At 31.9% G+C, this 18,081-nt stretch carries 16 protein-coding genes and 1 other RNA gene; 12 read left to right on the forward strand and 5 right to left on the reverse strand.

Annotated elements, in window-relative coordinates; translation table 11 throughout:
* Positions 1 to 4: 4 nt before the first annotated feature.
* Together RD055328_RS03255 and recU are read right to left on the reverse strand one after the other, a co-directional pair.
* Complete coding sequence (locus RD055328_RS03255; RefSeq protein ID WP_244087375.1) at positions 5 to 2,284, reverse strand: transglycosylase domain-containing protein; 2,280 nt, start codon at positions 2,282 to 2,284, stop codon at positions 5 to 7.
* Complete coding sequence (gene recU, locus RD055328_RS03260; RefSeq protein ID WP_244087376.1) at positions 2,259 to 2,912, reverse strand: Holliday junction resolvase RecU; 654 nt, start codon at positions 2,910 to 2,912, stop codon at positions 2,259 to 2,261. Before recU ends, RD055328_RS03255 begins: the two co-directional genes overlap by 26 nt.
* Before the next feature lie 69 nt (positions 2,913 to 2,981).
* On the opposite strand from recU, the gene RD055328_RS03265 reads away from it, so the two are divergent.
* From RD055328_RS03265 to RD055328_RS03280, 4 genes are all read left to right on the forward strand, one after another.
* Positions 2,982 to 3,539 carry an SLOG family protein gene (locus RD055328_RS03265; RefSeq protein ID WP_244087377.1) on the forward strand — a complete coding sequence of 186 codons (558 nt, stop codon included), beginning with the start codon at positions 2,982 to 2,984 and terminating at the stop codon, positions 3,537 to 3,539.
* A gap of 96 nt (positions 3,540 to 3,635) precedes the next feature.
* Positions 3,636 to 4,088: a DivIVA domain-containing protein gene (locus RD055328_RS03270; RefSeq protein WP_244087378.1), complete on the forward strand. Its 453-nt coding sequence runs from the start codon at positions 3,636 to 3,638 to the stop codon at positions 4,086 to 4,088.
* Between the two features lie 60 nt (positions 4,089 to 4,148).
* Positions 4,149 to 4,512, forward strand: an RNA gene (gene rnpB, locus RD055328_RS03275) — RNase P RNA component class B.
* Between the two features lie 82 nt (positions 4,513 to 4,594).
* The gene (locus RD055328_RS03280) at positions 4,595 to 5,710 is read left to right on the forward strand and encodes a class I SAM-dependent RNA methyltransferase (protein ID WP_244087379.1); all 1,116 of its coding nucleotides are present in this window, start codon (positions 4,595 to 4,597) and stop codon (positions 5,708 to 5,710) included.
* A gap of 13 nt (positions 5,711 to 5,723) precedes the next feature.
* Here RD055328_RS03280 and RD055328_RS03285 read toward each other — a convergent pair whose 3' ends face one another.
* Together RD055328_RS03285 and RD055328_RS03290 are read right to left on the reverse strand one after the other, a co-directional pair.
* Positions 5,724 to 6,644, reverse strand: a complete 921-nt coding sequence (locus RD055328_RS03285) for a magnesium transporter CorA family protein (protein ID WP_244087380.1) — start codon at positions 6,642 to 6,644, stop codon at positions 5,724 to 5,726.
* Between the two features lie 82 nt (positions 6,645 to 6,726).
* Positions 6,727 to 7,740, reverse strand: coding sequence for a lipoate--protein ligase (locus RD055328_RS03290; RefSeq protein ID WP_244087381.1), 1,014 nt, complete (start codon positions 7,738 to 7,740; stop codon positions 6,727 to 6,729).
* A gap of 151 nt (positions 7,741 to 7,891) precedes the next feature.
* Here RD055328_RS03290 and RD055328_RS03295 point away from each other — a divergent pair, with 151 nt between their 5' ends.
* The 7 genes from RD055328_RS03295 (at position 7,892) to RD055328_RS03325 (ending at position 15,456) form a co-directional block, all read left to right on the forward strand.
* A complete protein-coding gene (locus RD055328_RS03295) occupies positions 7,892 to 8,269 on the forward strand; it encodes an EbsA family protein (protein WP_244087382.1) in 378 nt (125 codons plus the stop codon).
* A gap of 13 nt (positions 8,270 to 8,282) precedes the next feature.
* Positions 8,283 to 9,950 carry a formate--tetrahydrofolate ligase gene (locus RD055328_RS03300; protein ID WP_244087383.1) on the forward strand — a complete coding sequence of 556 codons (1,668 nt, stop codon included), beginning with the start codon at positions 8,283 to 8,285 and terminating at the stop codon, positions 9,948 to 9,950.
* A gap of 16 nt (positions 9,951 to 9,966) precedes the next feature.
* The gene (lspA, locus tag RD055328_RS03305) at positions 9,967 to 10,419 is read left to right on the forward strand and encodes a signal peptidase II (RefSeq protein WP_244087384.1); all 453 of its coding nucleotides are present in this window, start codon (positions 9,967 to 9,969) and stop codon (positions 10,417 to 10,419) included.
* A gap of 3 nt (positions 10,420 to 10,422) precedes the next feature.
* The gene (locus tag RD055328_RS03310; RefSeq protein ID WP_244087385.1) at positions 10,423 to 11,340 is read left to right on the forward strand and encodes an RluA family pseudouridine synthase; all 918 of its coding nucleotides are present in this window, start codon (positions 10,423 to 10,425) and stop codon (positions 11,338 to 11,340) included.
* Between the two features lie 119 nt (positions 11,341 to 11,459).
* Positions 11,460 to 11,975, forward strand: a complete 516-nt coding sequence (pyrR, locus tag RD055328_RS03315; protein ID WP_244087386.1) for a bifunctional pyr operon transcriptional regulator/uracil phosphoribosyltransferase PyrR — start codon at positions 11,460 to 11,462, stop codon at positions 11,973 to 11,975.
* Positions 11,976 to 11,990: 15 nt separating this feature from the next.
* A complete protein-coding gene (locus RD055328_RS03320; protein WP_244087387.1) occupies positions 11,991 to 13,058 on the forward strand; it encodes a carbamoyl phosphate synthase small subunit in 1,068 nt (355 codons plus the stop codon).
* A 22-nt stretch (positions 13,059 to 13,080) separates the two neighbouring features.
* Complete coding sequence (locus RD055328_RS03325; RefSeq protein ID WP_244087388.1) at positions 13,081 to 15,456, forward strand: ATP-grasp domain-containing protein; 2,376 nt, start codon at positions 13,081 to 13,083, stop codon at positions 15,454 to 15,456.
* On the opposite strand, the gene RD055328_RS03330 is transcribed toward RD055328_RS03325, so the two are convergent.
* Positions 15,445 to 17,112: an NFACT family protein gene (locus tag RD055328_RS03330; protein WP_244087389.1), complete on the reverse strand. Its 1,668-nt coding sequence runs from the start codon at positions 17,110 to 17,112 to the stop codon at positions 15,445 to 15,447. The genes RD055328_RS03325 and RD055328_RS03330 overlap by 12 nt on opposite strands.
* A 99-nt stretch (positions 17,113 to 17,211) precedes the next feature.
* Between RD055328_RS03330 and RD055328_RS03335 the strand changes: the two genes are divergently transcribed.
* Positions 17,212 to 18,078, forward strand: a complete 867-nt coding sequence (locus RD055328_RS03335; protein ID WP_244087390.1) for a DegV family protein — start codon at positions 17,212 to 17,214, stop codon at positions 18,076 to 18,078.
* Positions 18,079 to 18,081 lie beyond the last annotated feature (3 nt).

The raw sequence follows: 18,081 nt of genomic DNA on the forward strand, positions 1-18,081 counted from the left end.
TTTTTTATATCATTAGATTAAATGTAAGTAATTTAATCAATTTCTTATTATTCTCAGATTGGCGACGCCAATTTTTACTATTTGTTTTATGCGTACTAGTAATGGAGCGATTAAAGTTTCTTGCTTGTTGTGTATCTACGGAAGGATCAGTTGTAGTATCACCAACTTCATTATTATCCATATTTTCATCTGGTTCAGTGGTTTCATCCGGATCCTCAACAACATCTTGATCTGATTCACTGTCTGTTTCTGTTTCATCAGTAGTAGTATCATCAGTTGATGATTCTTCTTGATGAGTAAATGAGGCAGGTACTGTTCCACTTAAGAACCATTCGCCATTTACTTGAACGATATCACCAGGAGCTGTCCAGTCTTTATTTTCGGTATTTTGTTGCAGATACTGCATCATATATTTATAAATTTTTTGAGATATGGTTCGACTTGTCATTGATAAACCATTTTCAGACGGCTTATCATAACCGGCCCAGATACTCATTGAATAATTTTTAGTATAACCTGCAAACCATGCATCTTTTGCAAGTCCTGAAAGAGCTGGATTTCTTTTTAATTCTTGTTCTGAATAATCTGTTGTTCCAGATTTTCCAGCTTGATATAATCCAGCAATATATGCATTTGCACCAAGACCACCAGGTTTGATAACATCTTTTAACACATCAGTAATCATAAATGCGGTTGATTCTTTCATAACACGTTTCGCAGAAGAACTGTATTTATGAACAATACCATCAAAAGTTTCAACTTTTGAAACGTAATAAGGTTTTCTATAATAACCACCATTAGCAAAAGCACTATACGCCGCAGCATTTTGTAAAGTTGATACTTCGGAACCAATTCCAGCAGATAAACCTGCATTATCTGGAATATTAATTCCCAATTGTTTAACAAATTCTTTAGCACGGTTAAATCCAACTTCATCCAAAGTTTTTACGGCAGGGATATTTCTAGACTTTGAAAGTGCACTACGCAAGCTCATTTTCCCCATGTATTGATTATCTACATCATGTAGACTTATCGATGTACCAGGATAGTTATATGCTTCATCGTACACTTGATGATATGTTGACCAATCTAAATATTCAATTGCTGGTGCATAATCGAGTAGAGGTTTCATCGTAGAACCATTACTTCTGGAAGATTGAACTGCTCGATTATATCCTAACTGCACATCTCCTTGATTACGTCCACCAATCATTGCAATCACTTTCCCATTATTTGGGTCTACAATTGTTGAAGCAACTTGCATTGTACTATCAGGATAATAAACATAAGTATTACTATTAACAATTTTGTACAATAATTTTTGTGCATCATAATCCATATTTGTTGTAATTTTTATATTGTCTCGATATGGATCGTATCCTTTTTTCTTTACTTCAGAAATTACTTCTTTAATATATGGATCTGATATTTTTCTGGTTTCAGTAGCAGAAGTTATGCTAGATTTTTCTTGAAGACCATCTGTGATAGGAGTATCCATAGCTGCTTTCATATCAGTTTTTGATATTTTTTTGTTATTATACATGGCTTGTAATACTGTATCACGACGATTTTTTGCCTCTGTCGGATGTACATAGGGGTCATAACCTGTTGGAGATTGCGGCATACCCGCTAACATTGCAGTTTGAGCTAAAGTTAAATCTTTCATATCTTTATTAAAATAGTATTTTGATGCTGTTTTCATTCCATTAATACCATTTGAAAGATACACTTTGTTCATATAGAACTCTAAAATCTTTTTCTTCGAATATTGTTTTTCAACTTTCATTGAAAGCCAAATTTCTTTTATCTTACGTTCAAAAGTTTGATCAGACTTATTTGTTGAGAAGTAGGAGAGTTTAACCAGTTGTTGGGTTAAAGTACTACCACCACCTTGAATACTATTAGATTTAATGTTATTCAATCCAGCACCAACAATACGAATAGGATCAATTCCTAGCGGTTCATTGTAAAATCTCTTATCCTCAATTGAAATAACTGCATCTTGTAATTGGGTTGGTATCTCGCTAATTTTTGCATAATCGCGTTCTTCGTTACCCAAGTTCATAATTTTCTTACCGTTACGATCATAAATCGTTGCAGATCCTGCATCTTGCAGAGTACTTGTAGAGATTTCTGGAGCTTGACTTGCGTAATATGCAAATACCCCAACTCCGGCAATAATAAATAAAGTAAGGACCAATAATCCCCATTTAATAATCGTAAGAGCTTTTCTTTTTGGCTTTTTATTTCGAATTTGTTTACGGGTCGTTTTTTCTTCGGCCATTTTTTGTCCCCTTTAATTTATCAATCATCTTGTCACAAGCTTCTAAATAAGGAAGTACCGGATTATATCCTGGCTCAATAGATACAGAATTTTTTACAATGATATTGTATTCGATGGATTTTTTCCCATCTTGTTTCTGTAAATCCCAATATTTTATTAAAATAGAAGCTGGAAGTATATAATACTCATTAAGAGTTGAGAATCTCATTATAACAAAACATATTCCACCTTGTTTTAAACAACTTCTCAAATGTTCAATTTGATGTGAATGAAAGTTTTTAAGTGGAAAAGCGGTTTTGTTCTTTGTTTCCTTCGCTTCAAAGTCAATATACTTTCCTTGATAAATTCCGTTATAATCAGTAGTTGAAGGTTGTCTAAAATATGCCTCTTTTACTACGGCCTTACTTCTCTTAGGGTAGTCAACCTTTACAATTTGTAAAGGAACCGGCTTTTTATAAATAACGGCTATTTCATGAGCTCGATAGTATTCATTACTTCTATTCAATTCTTCTTCAAGTGTCATACCACGATCACCAAAAATAGTCTTTTGACGTTTCGAATTTGAACTATAGTTTAATGAATTTTGCTCATTGTCATATGAACTACCATCAGGGTATTTAATATTCAAGTTATCAACTCCTTTAACTAATGAATTATACCATTTTACATTAATGAAAAAAATCCAAAGGAATTACAGATGATTACAAGATTATGGATTACTGGATATCGTTCTTTTGAACTTGGAATTTTTAATAAAAACGATAAAAAAATTGAAGTTTTAAGTATGTTTTTGAAAAGAAGAATCGAGCAGTATCAACTTGATGGGTTGGAGTGGGTGATCACAGGAGCACAACTTGGGATTGAACAAATAACAATTAATACTGTTGCCAATATCAAAGAAAATGATACTCACTTAAAAAATGCTGTAATGCTTCCTTTTAAAGACTTTGGAGCTAATTGGAATGAAAATAACACACTTAATTTCAAAAGTTCATTAAATAAATCTAATTATGTAAATTATGTTAGTAATGAAGACTATCAATCACCTCAGCAGCTTAAAAATTGGCAACAATTTATGTTGAATCATACTGATGGACTATTGATAATTTATGATCCCGAAAAAGAGGGAAAGCCTAATTTTGACTATTTAGCTGCTATCGATTTTGCTAAAAATCACAACTATTCAATTGAATTAGTGACCTTTGAAGACTTGGAAGATTTCACGCGAGAACTGGCTGACGAAGAAATTAATTAAATTATTATTAAAAAAGAATAAGTTAAACACTGATTATGTAATATTAGTGTAATATTTGCTATAATTCCAAGTGAACAATATTGAGAGGGAAATAATATGAATATAAATACTAAATTACAATCAAGTGACATCTTAAAAAAAGAATTTCGTACAAAAACTATTGGTGGATACAATCCTGATGAAGTTGATGCATATCTAGATGACATAATCCAAGATTATGAAGGTATGGAAAAATACATTAGTCAACTAGAAGCTGAAAACGCCTCACTTCGTGAAGATGTATTAAGAACGTCTGAAGATACACAACAAGTAGAAGAGTCTGAAAATATTATTTCAGATACGAGAATTGATGACACAATGATTTCTACAGCAGAGCAATCTCAAGAAACAAATAATGTTTATGCTCCTGTAGATGAATCATATCCAAGTACAACTAACTATGATATTTTACGCAGATTATCAAATCTAGAACGTAAAGTATTTGGGGAAGAAAAAACAACAACAGAATCAGCTCAAAACTTCTATGGTGATGATTCAAGTAACAATTAACTTGCAATATATTATAACTCGTGCCTATAATATCAAGGTGTTTTAATAACAAACTGAGTAGATTTCGAGTAATCGCGGCTTACTTTTGTAAGCTGAGGAAGGTCCATGCCCGCACAAGCTGCGATGCTTGTAGTGTTCGTGCTTGGCCCAATAAGCCAAGGTATCTCTTTTGAGATAACGGCAATGAAAGTGCTAAGGTTTATAACTATGCATTAGTAGTTTGAAAGTGCCACAGAAACGCGTGTTCATCAGAAATGATGGAATTGGAACGGGTAAACCCCGCGAGCGAGCAACCCAAACTTTGGTAGGGGCGCTTCACAACGGAAATTGAACCTAGTGTGAAGGCATTTAATGTAGATAGATGATTACTGAAGGTATTAGAAATAACCTGTTTTAATACTTGAACAGAACATGGCCTATAGGGTCTACTCTCAGGTTGGGCGAAGTTTACTTCGCCTTTTTTTATGCAAAGACTTATAAAACTCAAATAATTAAGAGGAATAAATATGACATACAAACTAGTAGCAACAATGGCAAGTGGTTTTGAAGCAATCACCGCCAAAGAATTGAATGATCTTGGATATGAAACAAAGACTGACAATGGTCGCGTGTTATTTCATGGTGAACTAGAAGATATCGCAAGAACAAATCTTTGGTTACGTTCAGCTGATCGCGTAAAAATCATTTTAGATGACTTTGATGCAGTAACTTTCGAAGAACTATTTGATAAAATTTATAACATGCCTTGGGATGATTACTTACCAATGAACGCACATATACCAGTAAATGCTCGTTCAGTTAAATCAAAACTTTTCTCGACACGTGATATTCAGGCTATTTCAAAAAAAGCTATCGTTAAAAAGATGGCTGAAGTTTACAATCGTCGTAATGGTATGTTGCCTGAATCAGGTAGCACTTTTTCAATTGAAGTACGTATAATTAAAAATCATGCTGAAGTTACACTTGATACAACAGGAGATAGTTTATTCAAACGTGGCTATCGTATTGAACATGGTGGGGCACCATTGAAAGAAAACTTCGCTGCAGCATTGGTTATGATAACTAATTGGCGCTCTGATATGCCATTTTGGGATCCAACAACTGGCTCAGGGACAATTGCCATTGAGGCGGCAATGATTGGTAAAAATATTGCTCCTGGATTAAATCGTCATTTTCTTTTCGAAGGATTTAATTGGTTTGATCAACAAATTCTTGAAAATCAAAAGCAATTAGCAAAAAGCGAAATTAAGGATGTTAAATTAAATATTAATGCAAGTGATATTGATCAAAATATGATTGACGTTGCTAAGTTAAACGCTAATAATGCTGGAGTGTTACACGACATTAACTTCAAACAAATAGCATTAAAAGACTTGAAAATTGAAGAAGATAATGGCGTTCTGATTGCTAATCCACCTTATGGTGTTCGTATGAAAGATACCGAAGAGGTACACATATTGTACAAACAAATGGGGGATATCTTTGAAAAATTAAATCATTGGAGTAAATACTATTTAACTAGTGATTTAGACTTCCAAGGATTCTATGGCAAGCAAGCAACTAAACGTAGAAAATTATATAATGGAGCAATCAGAACTGATTACTTCCAATATTGGGCATAAAAAAGACGACACTTTACATAAAGTGTCGTCTTTTTAAATCATACCAAATCGCAATAGAGCCGACTCCAACTAATACTAATGAAAAAATCCAGGACCATGGTTTTCCAGCAATTGGTAAAAACATATTCATACCATAAAAGCCTGAAATAATCGTTGGTATCGAGAGAATAATAGAATATATTGTCAAAATTTTCATAGTGAAATTAGTTTGATTATTTAACAGATTATTAAATGAATTAGATAGTTTATCTGTTATATCGCCTAATAATTCAACCATTTTTTGAATTTGTTCAAATTCTATTACGGCATCATTGACGTATTCTCTATCTTTTTTAGTAATTAATCCGTGCATTTCAGAGCTCTTAATAAATAGTTGAGCTTCTTTTAACATTATGTAATTACCATTAACAGCCGTTAATAGATATGATATTTCTTCTTGGATTTTAGATAGTTCTAAAATTTCGCTATCACTAATTTTATGTGATGTTAGTCTCTGCTGAATTAGAGAGCGACGGTCAGATATTTCTTCGATCTTATCTATGAAATCTTCTGATAATTTATCATCAATATCAAAATATATTCCCCACGAAGTGACACTATTAGACTCATTTTCACGTAATTCTTTAAAATAACGTTCAACATATTGTGTTTTAGATGTTGTAAATAAGATAATTTGTTTATCACTTAATAAAACAGAAATAGGGAATGTAACTTGATGAATATGTGGACTATTAGAAATAACATGGAAAACTATTAACCATGATTTAAGCGCTTCTATATACTCGATCCTTGGCCGTTCTTTCATATCAGAAGCATATTCAATTATTTCTTCAGTCAATTTATAGTCATTAAATAATTCCTCAGCATCATCTGCAGTTAATTCATTAACTGAAATAAAGTTCAATTCATTACTTACTTTGTATTTTGAAATCATAATAATTACCTCTTATTTATTATAAAAAAAAGCAAACAAAAAGGCGAGTTTTAAAAATTCGCCTTTTTGCGTATTTATTTTATTAGGGAGTAACTAGTTTCAAAATATCTTGCTTATCGATTCCTTTAAAGTAGTCATCTAAATTAAAATTGTCTAAAACTGAACTAACATCATCTGTTTCAAACTTAGTTCCATTTAATGCCTCTTCAATGTCAGATACACTTTGTGATCCAAAGAAATCTCCAAAAATCTTTATATCGTTAATCATTCCATTAGCAATATTCATACGGACATCAATTGTCCCCATATCAAAGTGTTTTCTTTGTTTAAGAGTGAATTTGGGTGATTTTCCATAAACCCAATCCCAATTTTTATAATATTGATCGAGCAACTTATTAATTTCTACTTGATCTTCAGGTGTAACTACATATTCATGTTTTTTTATCTCTGAAATATCATTTTTTTCAAATAACTTAGGTAGAAGTAAGTCTCTAAATTCTTCAGTTGTTAAACCTTGGTAATTAGAATCAAGATAAGAATTTAAATTAGTCACACGACTTCTAATAGATTTAATACCTTTAGATTTGATCTTATCTTCGTTAACGTGTAAAGCTTTAGTTAATACATCTAAGTCAACATTATAAGAAATTGTTCCATGAGAAAAAGTCTTGCCATTTTTTGAATACATGGCATTACCTGAAAACTTCTTACCATCTACTAAAAGGTCGTTTCTTCCTGAAACTTCAGCTGATGTTGCTCCCATTTGATGTAATGCATCAATAATAGGTTGGGTGAATGACTTAAAATCACCAAAATTGGAATCATCGGAATTCACCACAAAACTGAAACAAAGATTTCCTAAATCTTGATAAACTGCTCCACCACCTGAGAGGCGTCGAGTAACCGTAATATTATTTTCTTTTACAAAATCATGATTGATTTCTTCAAGCGTATTCTGGTTTCTTCCAACAATAATACAAGGACCTTCAATATAAAACAGCACAAGAGGTTCATCGAAGTTCTTATTGTTCATTAAATATTGTTCAGTAGCCAAATTTTCACGGATATCACGTGATTTCATAACAACATATTTCAAAATAATTTCCTCCAGCTTTTTATTAGCACACTTTAGTTATATATCAATTAGTTTAATTAAGCTAGTGTAAACGATTACTTTTTTTATTTTAATACTTTTTTTATTACTTTCATTGTACAATTATCATATTAATTATAGGGGGTCAAAGTTATTGAAAATATTCTATCAGCCTGGTGGTGAGAAAGGCATAATTAGATGGTCATTATTACTAATGCTTTTTATGCTAGGGATTATAACGCAATTAGAAATATTTAAATCAAATTATATTGCGCCTATTATTATGATAATTGCATCTATAATTATTATTTGGTTCATTCTCAAATCATATCTCGTAGCTGATAATGAAAAATTAATAATATATAGTCCTCTTAAGAAACAAATTAGAACGATTAATATTTCAGAACTTTCATCAATCCGTTCTGGAAAATATTATTTAGTTCTAAACTTTAAGTCAGCAGAGTTCTTTCCAATAAGAATAATTGCCTTTCCAAAAAGCATTAAAAAGTTGTCTTCTTTAATCAATAAATAAGGATGGTTTTAAAATGAAATCAGATATTGAAATTGCTCAAGAGTCAAACTTGTTAAAAATTAAGGAAATTGCAGAACAAATTGGTTTAAATGATTCAGATATTGAAGCCTATGGTGACTATAAGGCTAAATTCAAATTATCGACAATAAAAAATTTAAAGAATAATAAAGCCGGTAAGTTAGTATTAGTTACTTCTATTAATCCAACTCCAGCAGGAGAAGGTAAATCTACTGTACTTATTGGCCTTGCTGATGCTTTAAGACAAATTGGTAAGAGCTCAATCGTAGCATTAAGAGAGCCATCTTTAGGTCCTGTTATGGGCATGAAGGGTGGGGCAACTGGCGGAGGGTTTGCACAAGTTGTTCCCATGGAAGATATTAACTTACACTTCACTGGTGATATGCATGCACTAACGGCTGCTAATAATACTTTGGCTGCCTTAATCGATAATCATTTACAGCAAGGTAATGAGTTAAACATCGATTCTAGAACGATTACTTGGCGCAGAACTCTAGATATTAATGATCGTGCGTTGAGAAACATCGTAATTGGGCTTGGTGGAAAAACATCCTCAGTTCCGAGAGAAGATCATTTTGACATTACAGTTGCTTCTGAACTAATGGCCATTCTTTGTTTATCAACGGATATTTTGGATCTTAAAAAGAGAATAGGAAAGATTTTGATTGGCTTTTCTTACGATAAAAAACCAGTTTTTGTTAAAGATTTAAATATACAAGGTGCTATAACTACATTATTAAAAGATGCAATCAAACCTAACTTAGTTCAAACCTTAGAACACACTCCAGCTATTATTCATGGAGGTCCTTTTGCTAACATTGCGCATGGATGTAATAGTATCTTAGCAACTAATACTGCATTAAAACTTGGTGATTATGCCGTAACTGAGGCTGGATTTGGGGCAGATCTTGGCGCTGAAAAATTCTTAGATATTGTCACTCCTAATTTGGACAAAAATCCTGATGTTATTGTGATTGTCGCTACTATAAGAGCTTTAAAGTATAATGGTGGGCAAAAATTATCGGACTTAAGCACTGAAGATACACAAGCACTTAAAGAAGGATCTATTAATCTAATTAAGCATATTGAAAATATGCAAAAGTACCATATACCAGTTGTCGTAGCAATTAATAAATTTGCTACAGATTCAGACAACGAACTAGAGCTTTTGACAAGTATTTGCAGAGAAAAAGGTGTACCTATTGAAATTAGTGATATTCATGCTAATGGTGGAAAAGGTGGCATAGAATTAGCTAATGCTGTAGTACAAGCTGGAGAGCAAACATCTAACTATACTAGATTATATGATGATGATAATTCGGTACTTGATAAAATAAAAACCATTGCAACCGAAATTTATGGTGCAAAAGATATTAATTTAAGTCCTAAAGCATTGTCTGATCTCAAGTCAATAGAAGATAATAACTGGGATAAGCTACCTGTATGTATCGCTAAAACACAGTACTCATTAAGTGATGATCCCAAATTATTAGGACGTCCCAAAGACTTTACATTAAATATCAATTCGATTTCACCAAAACTTGGATCTGGGTTTATTGTTGTTCAAACGGGTAAAGTCCTTACTATGCCAGGATTGCCTAAAAAACCTGCTGCTTTAAATATTGACATTAACGAAGATGGAATTGTTAATGGTATTTTTTAGAAAAGGAAAGACATTTATGCCGTTACTTTTATTTATTGGATCTATTATATTAATCATTTTAGATCAGTTATTAAAACTTTATGTTACTAATAATATTGCGCTTGGTTCTGTCCATGAGCTAATTCCTGGGATTGTTTCTCTAACAAACATCACTAATACAGGTGGTGCTTGGAGTATTTTTTCAGGAAATATATTTTTCTTCTACTTAGTAACGGTTATTGCAGTAATAGTAATTATATATATGCTTAAAAAAGCAAAAAAAGGAATGATTATTTATCCAATTGGCTTGGTTTTATTATTAACTGGAACCATTGGTAATGCTATCGATCGTTTCACAAAACAGGCCGTTACCGATATGTTTAATCTTGAATTTATGAACTTCGCTATATTTAATTTAGCTGATATTTATATAACGTTCGGTGTAATTTTCTTAATTATTTATTTACTATTTTTAGATAAGGATTCATAACACATGACAAACAAAATTCAACTAACAGTTGAAACTGATTTTAACAATACTCGTTTAGATAAATATTTAACTGAAAAACTTGATAGTAGTCGTTCACAAATCAAACTTTTGATTAATGATGGTGCAGTTTCTATTGATGATTCTATTATTAAAAAAACTGGATACAAATTAAAATCGAACAGTAATATCACAATTGATATACCCACAGAACAGCCACTAACAGCTGAGCCTGAAAAGATGGACTTAGATATCATATATGAAGATGATGATGTTTTAGTCGTTAATAAGCCACAAGGAATGGTAGTTCATCCTTCAGCAGGCCATCCTAATCACACATTGGTTAACGGTTTAATGTATCATACAACTCTAGCCCCTGAAGATTCTACATTACGACCAGGTATTGTTCATCGAATAGATAAAGACACATCTGGATTACTTATGGTAGCAAAAAACGAAAATGCCCGTGAGTCATTAATGAAACAATTAAAAGATAAAACTAATACACGAGAATATTTAGCAATTGTACATGGAACTTTTTCTCAATCAGGTGGAAAGATTAATGCTCCAATTGGTCGTTCTCATAAAGATCGTAAGAAACAAGCTGTAATTCCTGAAGGACGTAACGCTGTTACACATTTCAAGGTATTAGAACAATTTGCAGAATATTCATACTTATCTTTAAATCTGGAAACTGGGCGGACCCATCAAATTCGTGTTCATCTAAAATATATTGATCATCCGGTTGCTGGAGATCCTTTGTATGGTCCGAAAAAAACATTAAAAGGTTCAGGTCAATTCTTACATGCTTACAAATTAGGTTTTAAACATCCTAGAACTGGTGAACAAATGGAATTTAGTGTAGAACCACCAGCTGTTTTTAAGGATACGTTGTCTAAGTTGAAATTGACTGTAAGACAATAATCAGGTACGATAATCATAATTTAATAGCTTTAATGTATGTCCTGTGAGACGTAAAAGCAGAACAACTTTTAACACACTCACAATTATATATTGAGTGTGTTTTTATTTTGGAGGAAAAAATGGCAAAAGAAATAATTGACGGAATAACAATGCAACGTGCATTGACTCGTATAACTTATGAAATTATTGAACGTAATAAAGGCATTGATAATCTAGTATTAGTTGGAATCAAAACCCGTGGAGTTTACATCGCACATAGAATCGAATCACGTTTGAAGCAATTGGAAGGAATTACTGTTCCTGTTGCTGAACTTGATATCACACCATTTCGTGATGACAATAACGACCCAAATGCAATAAAAAACGCTGACTTAGGTATTGATATTACTGACAAAAACGTAATATTAGTTGATGATGTTCTATATACAGGCCGAACAATTAGAGCCGCAATGGATGCTATTATTGTATCTGGAAGACCAAAGAAAATATCTTTAGCAGTGCTTGTTGATCGTGGACATCGTGAATTACCAATTAGAGCTGACTTTGTTGGTAAGAATATCCCAACTTCACGAAAAGAAAAAATCAATGTTTCAATGAGTGAAATTGATGACGAAGATAAAATTGAAATTGAATAGATAAAGAGTGAATACATGAAAAGATATCTTGTTTTAGATGATGGCTTTACATTAGAAGGGGACTCAATTGGTTCTCCCATCATTGCTGCTGGACAATTAGTAATTTCAAATAATCTCTACGGTTTAGAGCAAACATTAACCGATGCAACTTATAATGGTCAAATTATTGCTTTAACTGCACCTGCTAATGGTGCGTCTGGAATTAATCCAAATGAATATGAAGCTATCAATCCTACCTGTAAGGGCGTTATTTTTAACTCAACCGCTGTTCATTCCAAAATGGAACGCGATCAATCGTTAGATGAATTCTTAAAAAATAAAGACATCCCTGGAATAACTAATATAGATACTCGTGCATTAGCTGCTCATGTTCAAGAACATGGACAGTTAAAAGCCAGTATTTCAGATACAGATGATGAACATGCTGTTGATCAAATCAAAGCACTAGTTATCCAAAGAGATTTGGTAAAACAAGTTTCAACTAGACAACCATATCCAAATCCTAATTCTGGTAAGAAAATCATCGTTATTGATATGGGCATGAAATATTCTATTCTTCGTGAGTTATCTTATCGCGATTGTAATTCTATAGTAGTGCCATATAACTATTCAGCGGCACAAATAGATGAACTAAACCCTGATGGTATTATTATCTCAAACGGACCTGGTAATCCTGAAGATGTAACTCAGACAATTAAAGTTGTTGAAGAATTACAAAACAATTATCCGCTATTTGGAATTGGTTTAGGTCATTTGATCATTGCACTTGCCAATGAATGTCATATTTCAGTTATGAAGTTGGGGCATCATTCTACTTCTTATCCAGTAAAAGAAATTGCCAGTGGTAAGATTGAATACACTAATCATAATCATATATATACTATTAGCAATCATGGTATTAGAGATGCAAACTTCATCGTTACACATATTTGCCCATCTGATGGAGCAATTGAGGGTATTCGTCACATGTATCGACCAACATTTTCCGTACAATTTGATCCTGAAGCAGCACCCGGATCACAAGATATGACATATTTATTTGATGAATTTCTCGATATGATTAGTTCATACGAAAGAGCATAACAAAACGTTAGAAGGTGAGACCTTGGAAAAAGATATTCAAAATATTTTAATTATCGGAGCAGTTAATAGTAAAACTAATGTTGATTTAACTAATTCTATTTACCGTACATGCAGAATTATTAATAAATTAAACTATAAAACTATTCTAATTACCGAAAATCCAATATCTATTCTTACCGATGCAGATTTTATAGATAAATTAATTATCAGTGATATTAATGCTGAAACTATAAATAATGTAATTGAAAATAATAAAATTGACGCAATAATACCAACATTAGGTGACCGAAATGCCTTAAGTATTATTGCAGAAAATAGTATTCCTAAAGACGTAAAAATTCTTGGTTCTAATAATCTTGCAGCTCTGGCAAACTTCAATCGTGACGTATTTAGCAAACACTTAGAATATAATCATTTACCGGTTATTAATTATATTAGTACTAAAAACGAAAACGATATTTATGATTTTGTTCGTAAAAACGAGTTCCCAGTTATTTTGCGCCGCCGTTTTAAAAACCGCATGTCATCAGGTTGGACTAATATTGAAAACTTATATGATTTAAATAACTTCATTGATCGTGATCCTGATTTCAAAGATTCTGTAGAAATTGAAAAAAGCATCCGTGGGCAAAGAGAGTTTTCAATAACCACATTACGTGACAAAGCCAACAACACTAATATTGTTGGGGTTATCGAAGATATTCAGCCAATAGGTATTCATCATTTAGATTCCTTATTATTAACCCCAGCACTTACGCTGACAAATACACAGATACAACAACTACGAAAAGCCGCAATTAAAGTTGCTAAAGCTTTTAATATTGTTGGTGTTTGTACAACACATTTTGCTTTAGATACAAAAAATTCGGGTGATTTTTATATTACTGAGATAATTCCACGACTAAGTGAAGAAACTCAGTACTTAGAAAAGGCTTATAATTACCCAATATCTGAAATCTCAGCTCAATTAAATGTTGGTATGACAATTGATAAGCTAATAGATACATCAGGAAAGAAGTTCAATGCTGCTTATGAACCAAATATTGAATTTTTAACAGTTCGAGTACCAACGTGGAGCAATATTCAAGAAACAAATATGGAGCCTAAAAAGACGTCTAACGGAGCTTTTATCATTCGTGGTAAAGATATTGGCGAAGTATTTAAAAAAGGTCCTCTTAACGCACAAATAACGCAAACTAACGTATTGAACTCTGGCAATTATAAATTGTTAGATGATGATGAGCTATTCGAAAAAATTATTCATCCAACAAATCGACAATTAAGTATATTAAAAATTGCTTTGAATCGTGGTTTTGATATTCCTTACTTATCAAATGTTACAAAGATCCATCCAGTTTATTTAGAAACGCTTCGCCACTTATCTAAAATAAAAATTAACCTAGTGAAAAATAAAGGTGATGTTGATATTCTTCGTGATGCTTTAATCTCTGGATTTTCAATCAATGAGATTGCTACACTTTGGAAAATTAGCGAAGAGCAATTACAAGAATTGATTAAGCAAGCTAATATCAATTTCCAATTAAAGGATTCATCTTTTATCACTAATGAGAATAAAAGTTTTGAATTCAATCCAAGTATTGGTAATTACAATGAGTTTACATATGATGATAAAAAACAAACTATTATTATTAAAACGAGTCCAGAGATGTCTTTTAGTGATCAGGTTAGAAATAACTATTTAATTAGTCGCATCGCAAATGCTAATCAAAAAAATGGTTTTAATACAATATTAGTCGGTAAGACTACCCGTGAAATTATTAATATTAACGGGAGTAATATTTCTCAAATTATCGATCCTTTTGACGAAGTCATACAATACCGATTATTGCCTAAAGAAGCTTTTGAGCACACTATTAGACTTACAAATGACTTGTCTGATAAAAACGGTCTTTTAGATGAAGGAGAGACAAAGATTTTTGAAGATTCAACAGTCAAAAGTAATGAAGAATATGAATTCAATATTCTTCGCGATAAGAAGGACTGGGTAATCACTTCTTATGTAAAATCTAATGAGGCTGAAAAATCGACTTTTGCAAGCTCAAATTTGAATTCTTCGGCAGAATTAACACAAATAATATCTGATTTCATCACACAAAATTTAACGTCTGCACAACAAAAATATTCAAAAATTCTTAACTTCACAATATGCTTCATAAATGATGAGGTAAAAATTAAAAAAGTATCAATTGGATTCAGTGATAATATCATTGAACATGATATTGTTAGTACACTTGATCTAATTGATACATATATTAAATTAGTAATAGGTATTAGTCTTGATGAATTGAATTTAGGTATTAATGAATTTCACTTTGTTGAAAATTCAAATGGGAAAGAAATATCTCTTTCAAATGATTCATTTAAGTTAACTATCTAAATAGTTCTTCTTTAATTGCTCAACGGTTTGTAAATCCGGTGTTGTTATTAAGGTCTTTTGACCTTCATATATAACAAATCCTGGTTTAGAGCCGTTGGGTTTTTTTAGTTGTTTAATAGGAACGTAATCCACTTCAACTTTGCTTGAATTTTTTGCTTTAGAATAAAACGCAGCTAACAGAGCCGCTTCATTTAATGTTTGTTCACTAGGTTGATTATCAGAAATGATTACGTGTGAACCAGGTATATTCTTTACATGTAGCCAAATATCGCTCTTCTTAGCTGTTTTAAGAGATAGTTGGTCATTTTGTACATTATTACGCCCAACTGTAATGAGAGATCCATCAGTACTAATAAATTTATTCCCCATATCTTTATTAGGTTTACGTTTTTTAGGCAGATTCTTCTTGCTAATATAACCACCGGCAATTAATTCAGCCTTTATTTCTTGTAAGTTATCTAAACGTGATTCACTAATTTGATATAAAACAGAATCAAGATAATCAATTTCCTCTTGTGTTTGAGCTACTTGTTCATTGATATGAATGATTGATTTTTTTAATTTCTGATAAGTTTTGAAGTATCGTTGAGCATTACCATTAGGAGTTAATTTAGGATTGATTTTTATTGTGATTTTTGAATTATCATAATAATTATCCAATGTTACCGAACTCATTCCTTGCTTAACTTCGTGCATATATGTGGTTAATAGTTCACCGTTAATACGAAATTGATCCATTGTCTCAGTTTTTGTCATATCAGATTTCAAACGTTTTAATTTGTTTTTATCTTTTTTAAGAGCACCATTAACAACACTTAGTAAGTTCTCTGCTTGTGAACGAATACGATCACTCTGAGCTTTTTCACGATAATAATCGTCTAACATCTCTGAAAGTGATGAGAACTCCTTAACATCCCCATCAACGCTTGAATATTTAATAGGGTAGAAGTTCATTTTAGAGTTCTTGGTAACAACGTTAGGGGAGATATTACTATCGATTTCATTGAAAAAATCACGAAATGCAACGCGTTTTATTTCAGATTTATTCATTCGATATTTGATTTCTTCTGCTGTATCTTTTGCCAATCCTTCAAAGCTACTGCGTAAATCGATTAAATCTAAGTCAGAAAAATCTTTAAATGGATTTTTCTTGTTAGAAGAAGGAGGGAATACATAATTTTCTCCCGGCATCAATACACGAAAACGATTCTTTGAGCTCGGTACATGCTTAATTAAATCTACAATCTGATTATCTTTATTGACTAGAATAATATTGCTATATCTTCCCATTATTTCAATAATCAATTTGAATGATACTTTATAGCCCAATTCATCTTTAGTCTCCAAAGTCATTGTTACAATTCTGTCATTATCAACTTGTGTAATTTCTTTAATAATTGCACCATCAATATTTTTTCTTAATGACATTACAAAGTTAGAAGGGCGATCAGGATTAGCAAAATCAACATGAGTAATCTGCATACGCGAATATGTGGGATTTGCTGATAACAATAAAGGATAGTTAACACGATTACTTCTAATTATTAAAACTAACTCATTATTAAAAGGCTGTTGAATTTTAGAAATTCGCCCGCCAATCAATAATTTATTTAATTCAGTTACCATAGCATGTGTAAAAACACCGTCAAAAGACATCTAATCACCTCAAAATTTCTATCTCTTTCATTTTAACAGATTTTTTTGTGATATAATTCCATTACGTACTTTCAAAACAAATTAAGTGGTGAATTATTCATGAAAATCGCAATAGTAACAGACAGTACTTGTTATTTACCAAAAGAAGAACTTGAAAAATATAACATAACTGTTGTGCCTATACCCGTCATTATAGATGGAAAAACTTATCAAGAAGACGTTGATATTTCTACGGAAGAGTTCTATGACAAACTACGTGTTTCAAAAGAGCTTCCTTCAACATCTCAACCTTCATTAGGTCAAATGGTTGAGTTATATACAAAACTCGGAGATGAAGGCTACGATGCTGTCATTTCTATTCATTTAGCTAGTACTATTTCTGGCTTTGTTAACACATTATCAACTGCTGTAGCTGATATGGTTACAAATACCAGAGTCATTCCTTATGATTCACAAATAACCGTTTTACTAATGGGTAATTTAGTACTTCATGCGGCTAAGATGGCTCAAGAAGGATATGAGCTTGATGAAATCTTGGATAGCTTAGATGCACTTCGTGCAACGATGGATGAAGTATTTATTGTTAATGATTTGAAGAACCTTGTTAAAGGTGGCCGTTTATCTAATGCATCAGCTGTCATTGGTAGCATGCTTAATATCAAGCCATTATTAACATTTGACAATAATAGTCATGCAATTGTTGCATATGATAAAGTTCGTTCTATCAAGAAGGCTTACTCAAAAGCTGCTGAAGCTTTTAAAAAAGCAAAAAAAGAAGCTAACTTTAAATATAAGCTAATAGTAATCCACGCTAATGATCCTGAAGAAGCAAAAAAATGGTCAGATGATTTACATAAACAGTTCCCTGAAGAAAAGATAGAAATTAGTTACTTTGGACCTGTTATTGGTACTCATTTAGGCGAAAAAGCTATCGCTCTTGCCTGGATTAAAGATACAGAAAATTAAAAA

Source organism: Companilactobacillus sp. RD055328, from assembly GCF_022835675.1.
Classification (GTDB): Bacteria; Bacillota; Bacilli; order Lactobacillales; family Lactobacillaceae; genus BQUT01.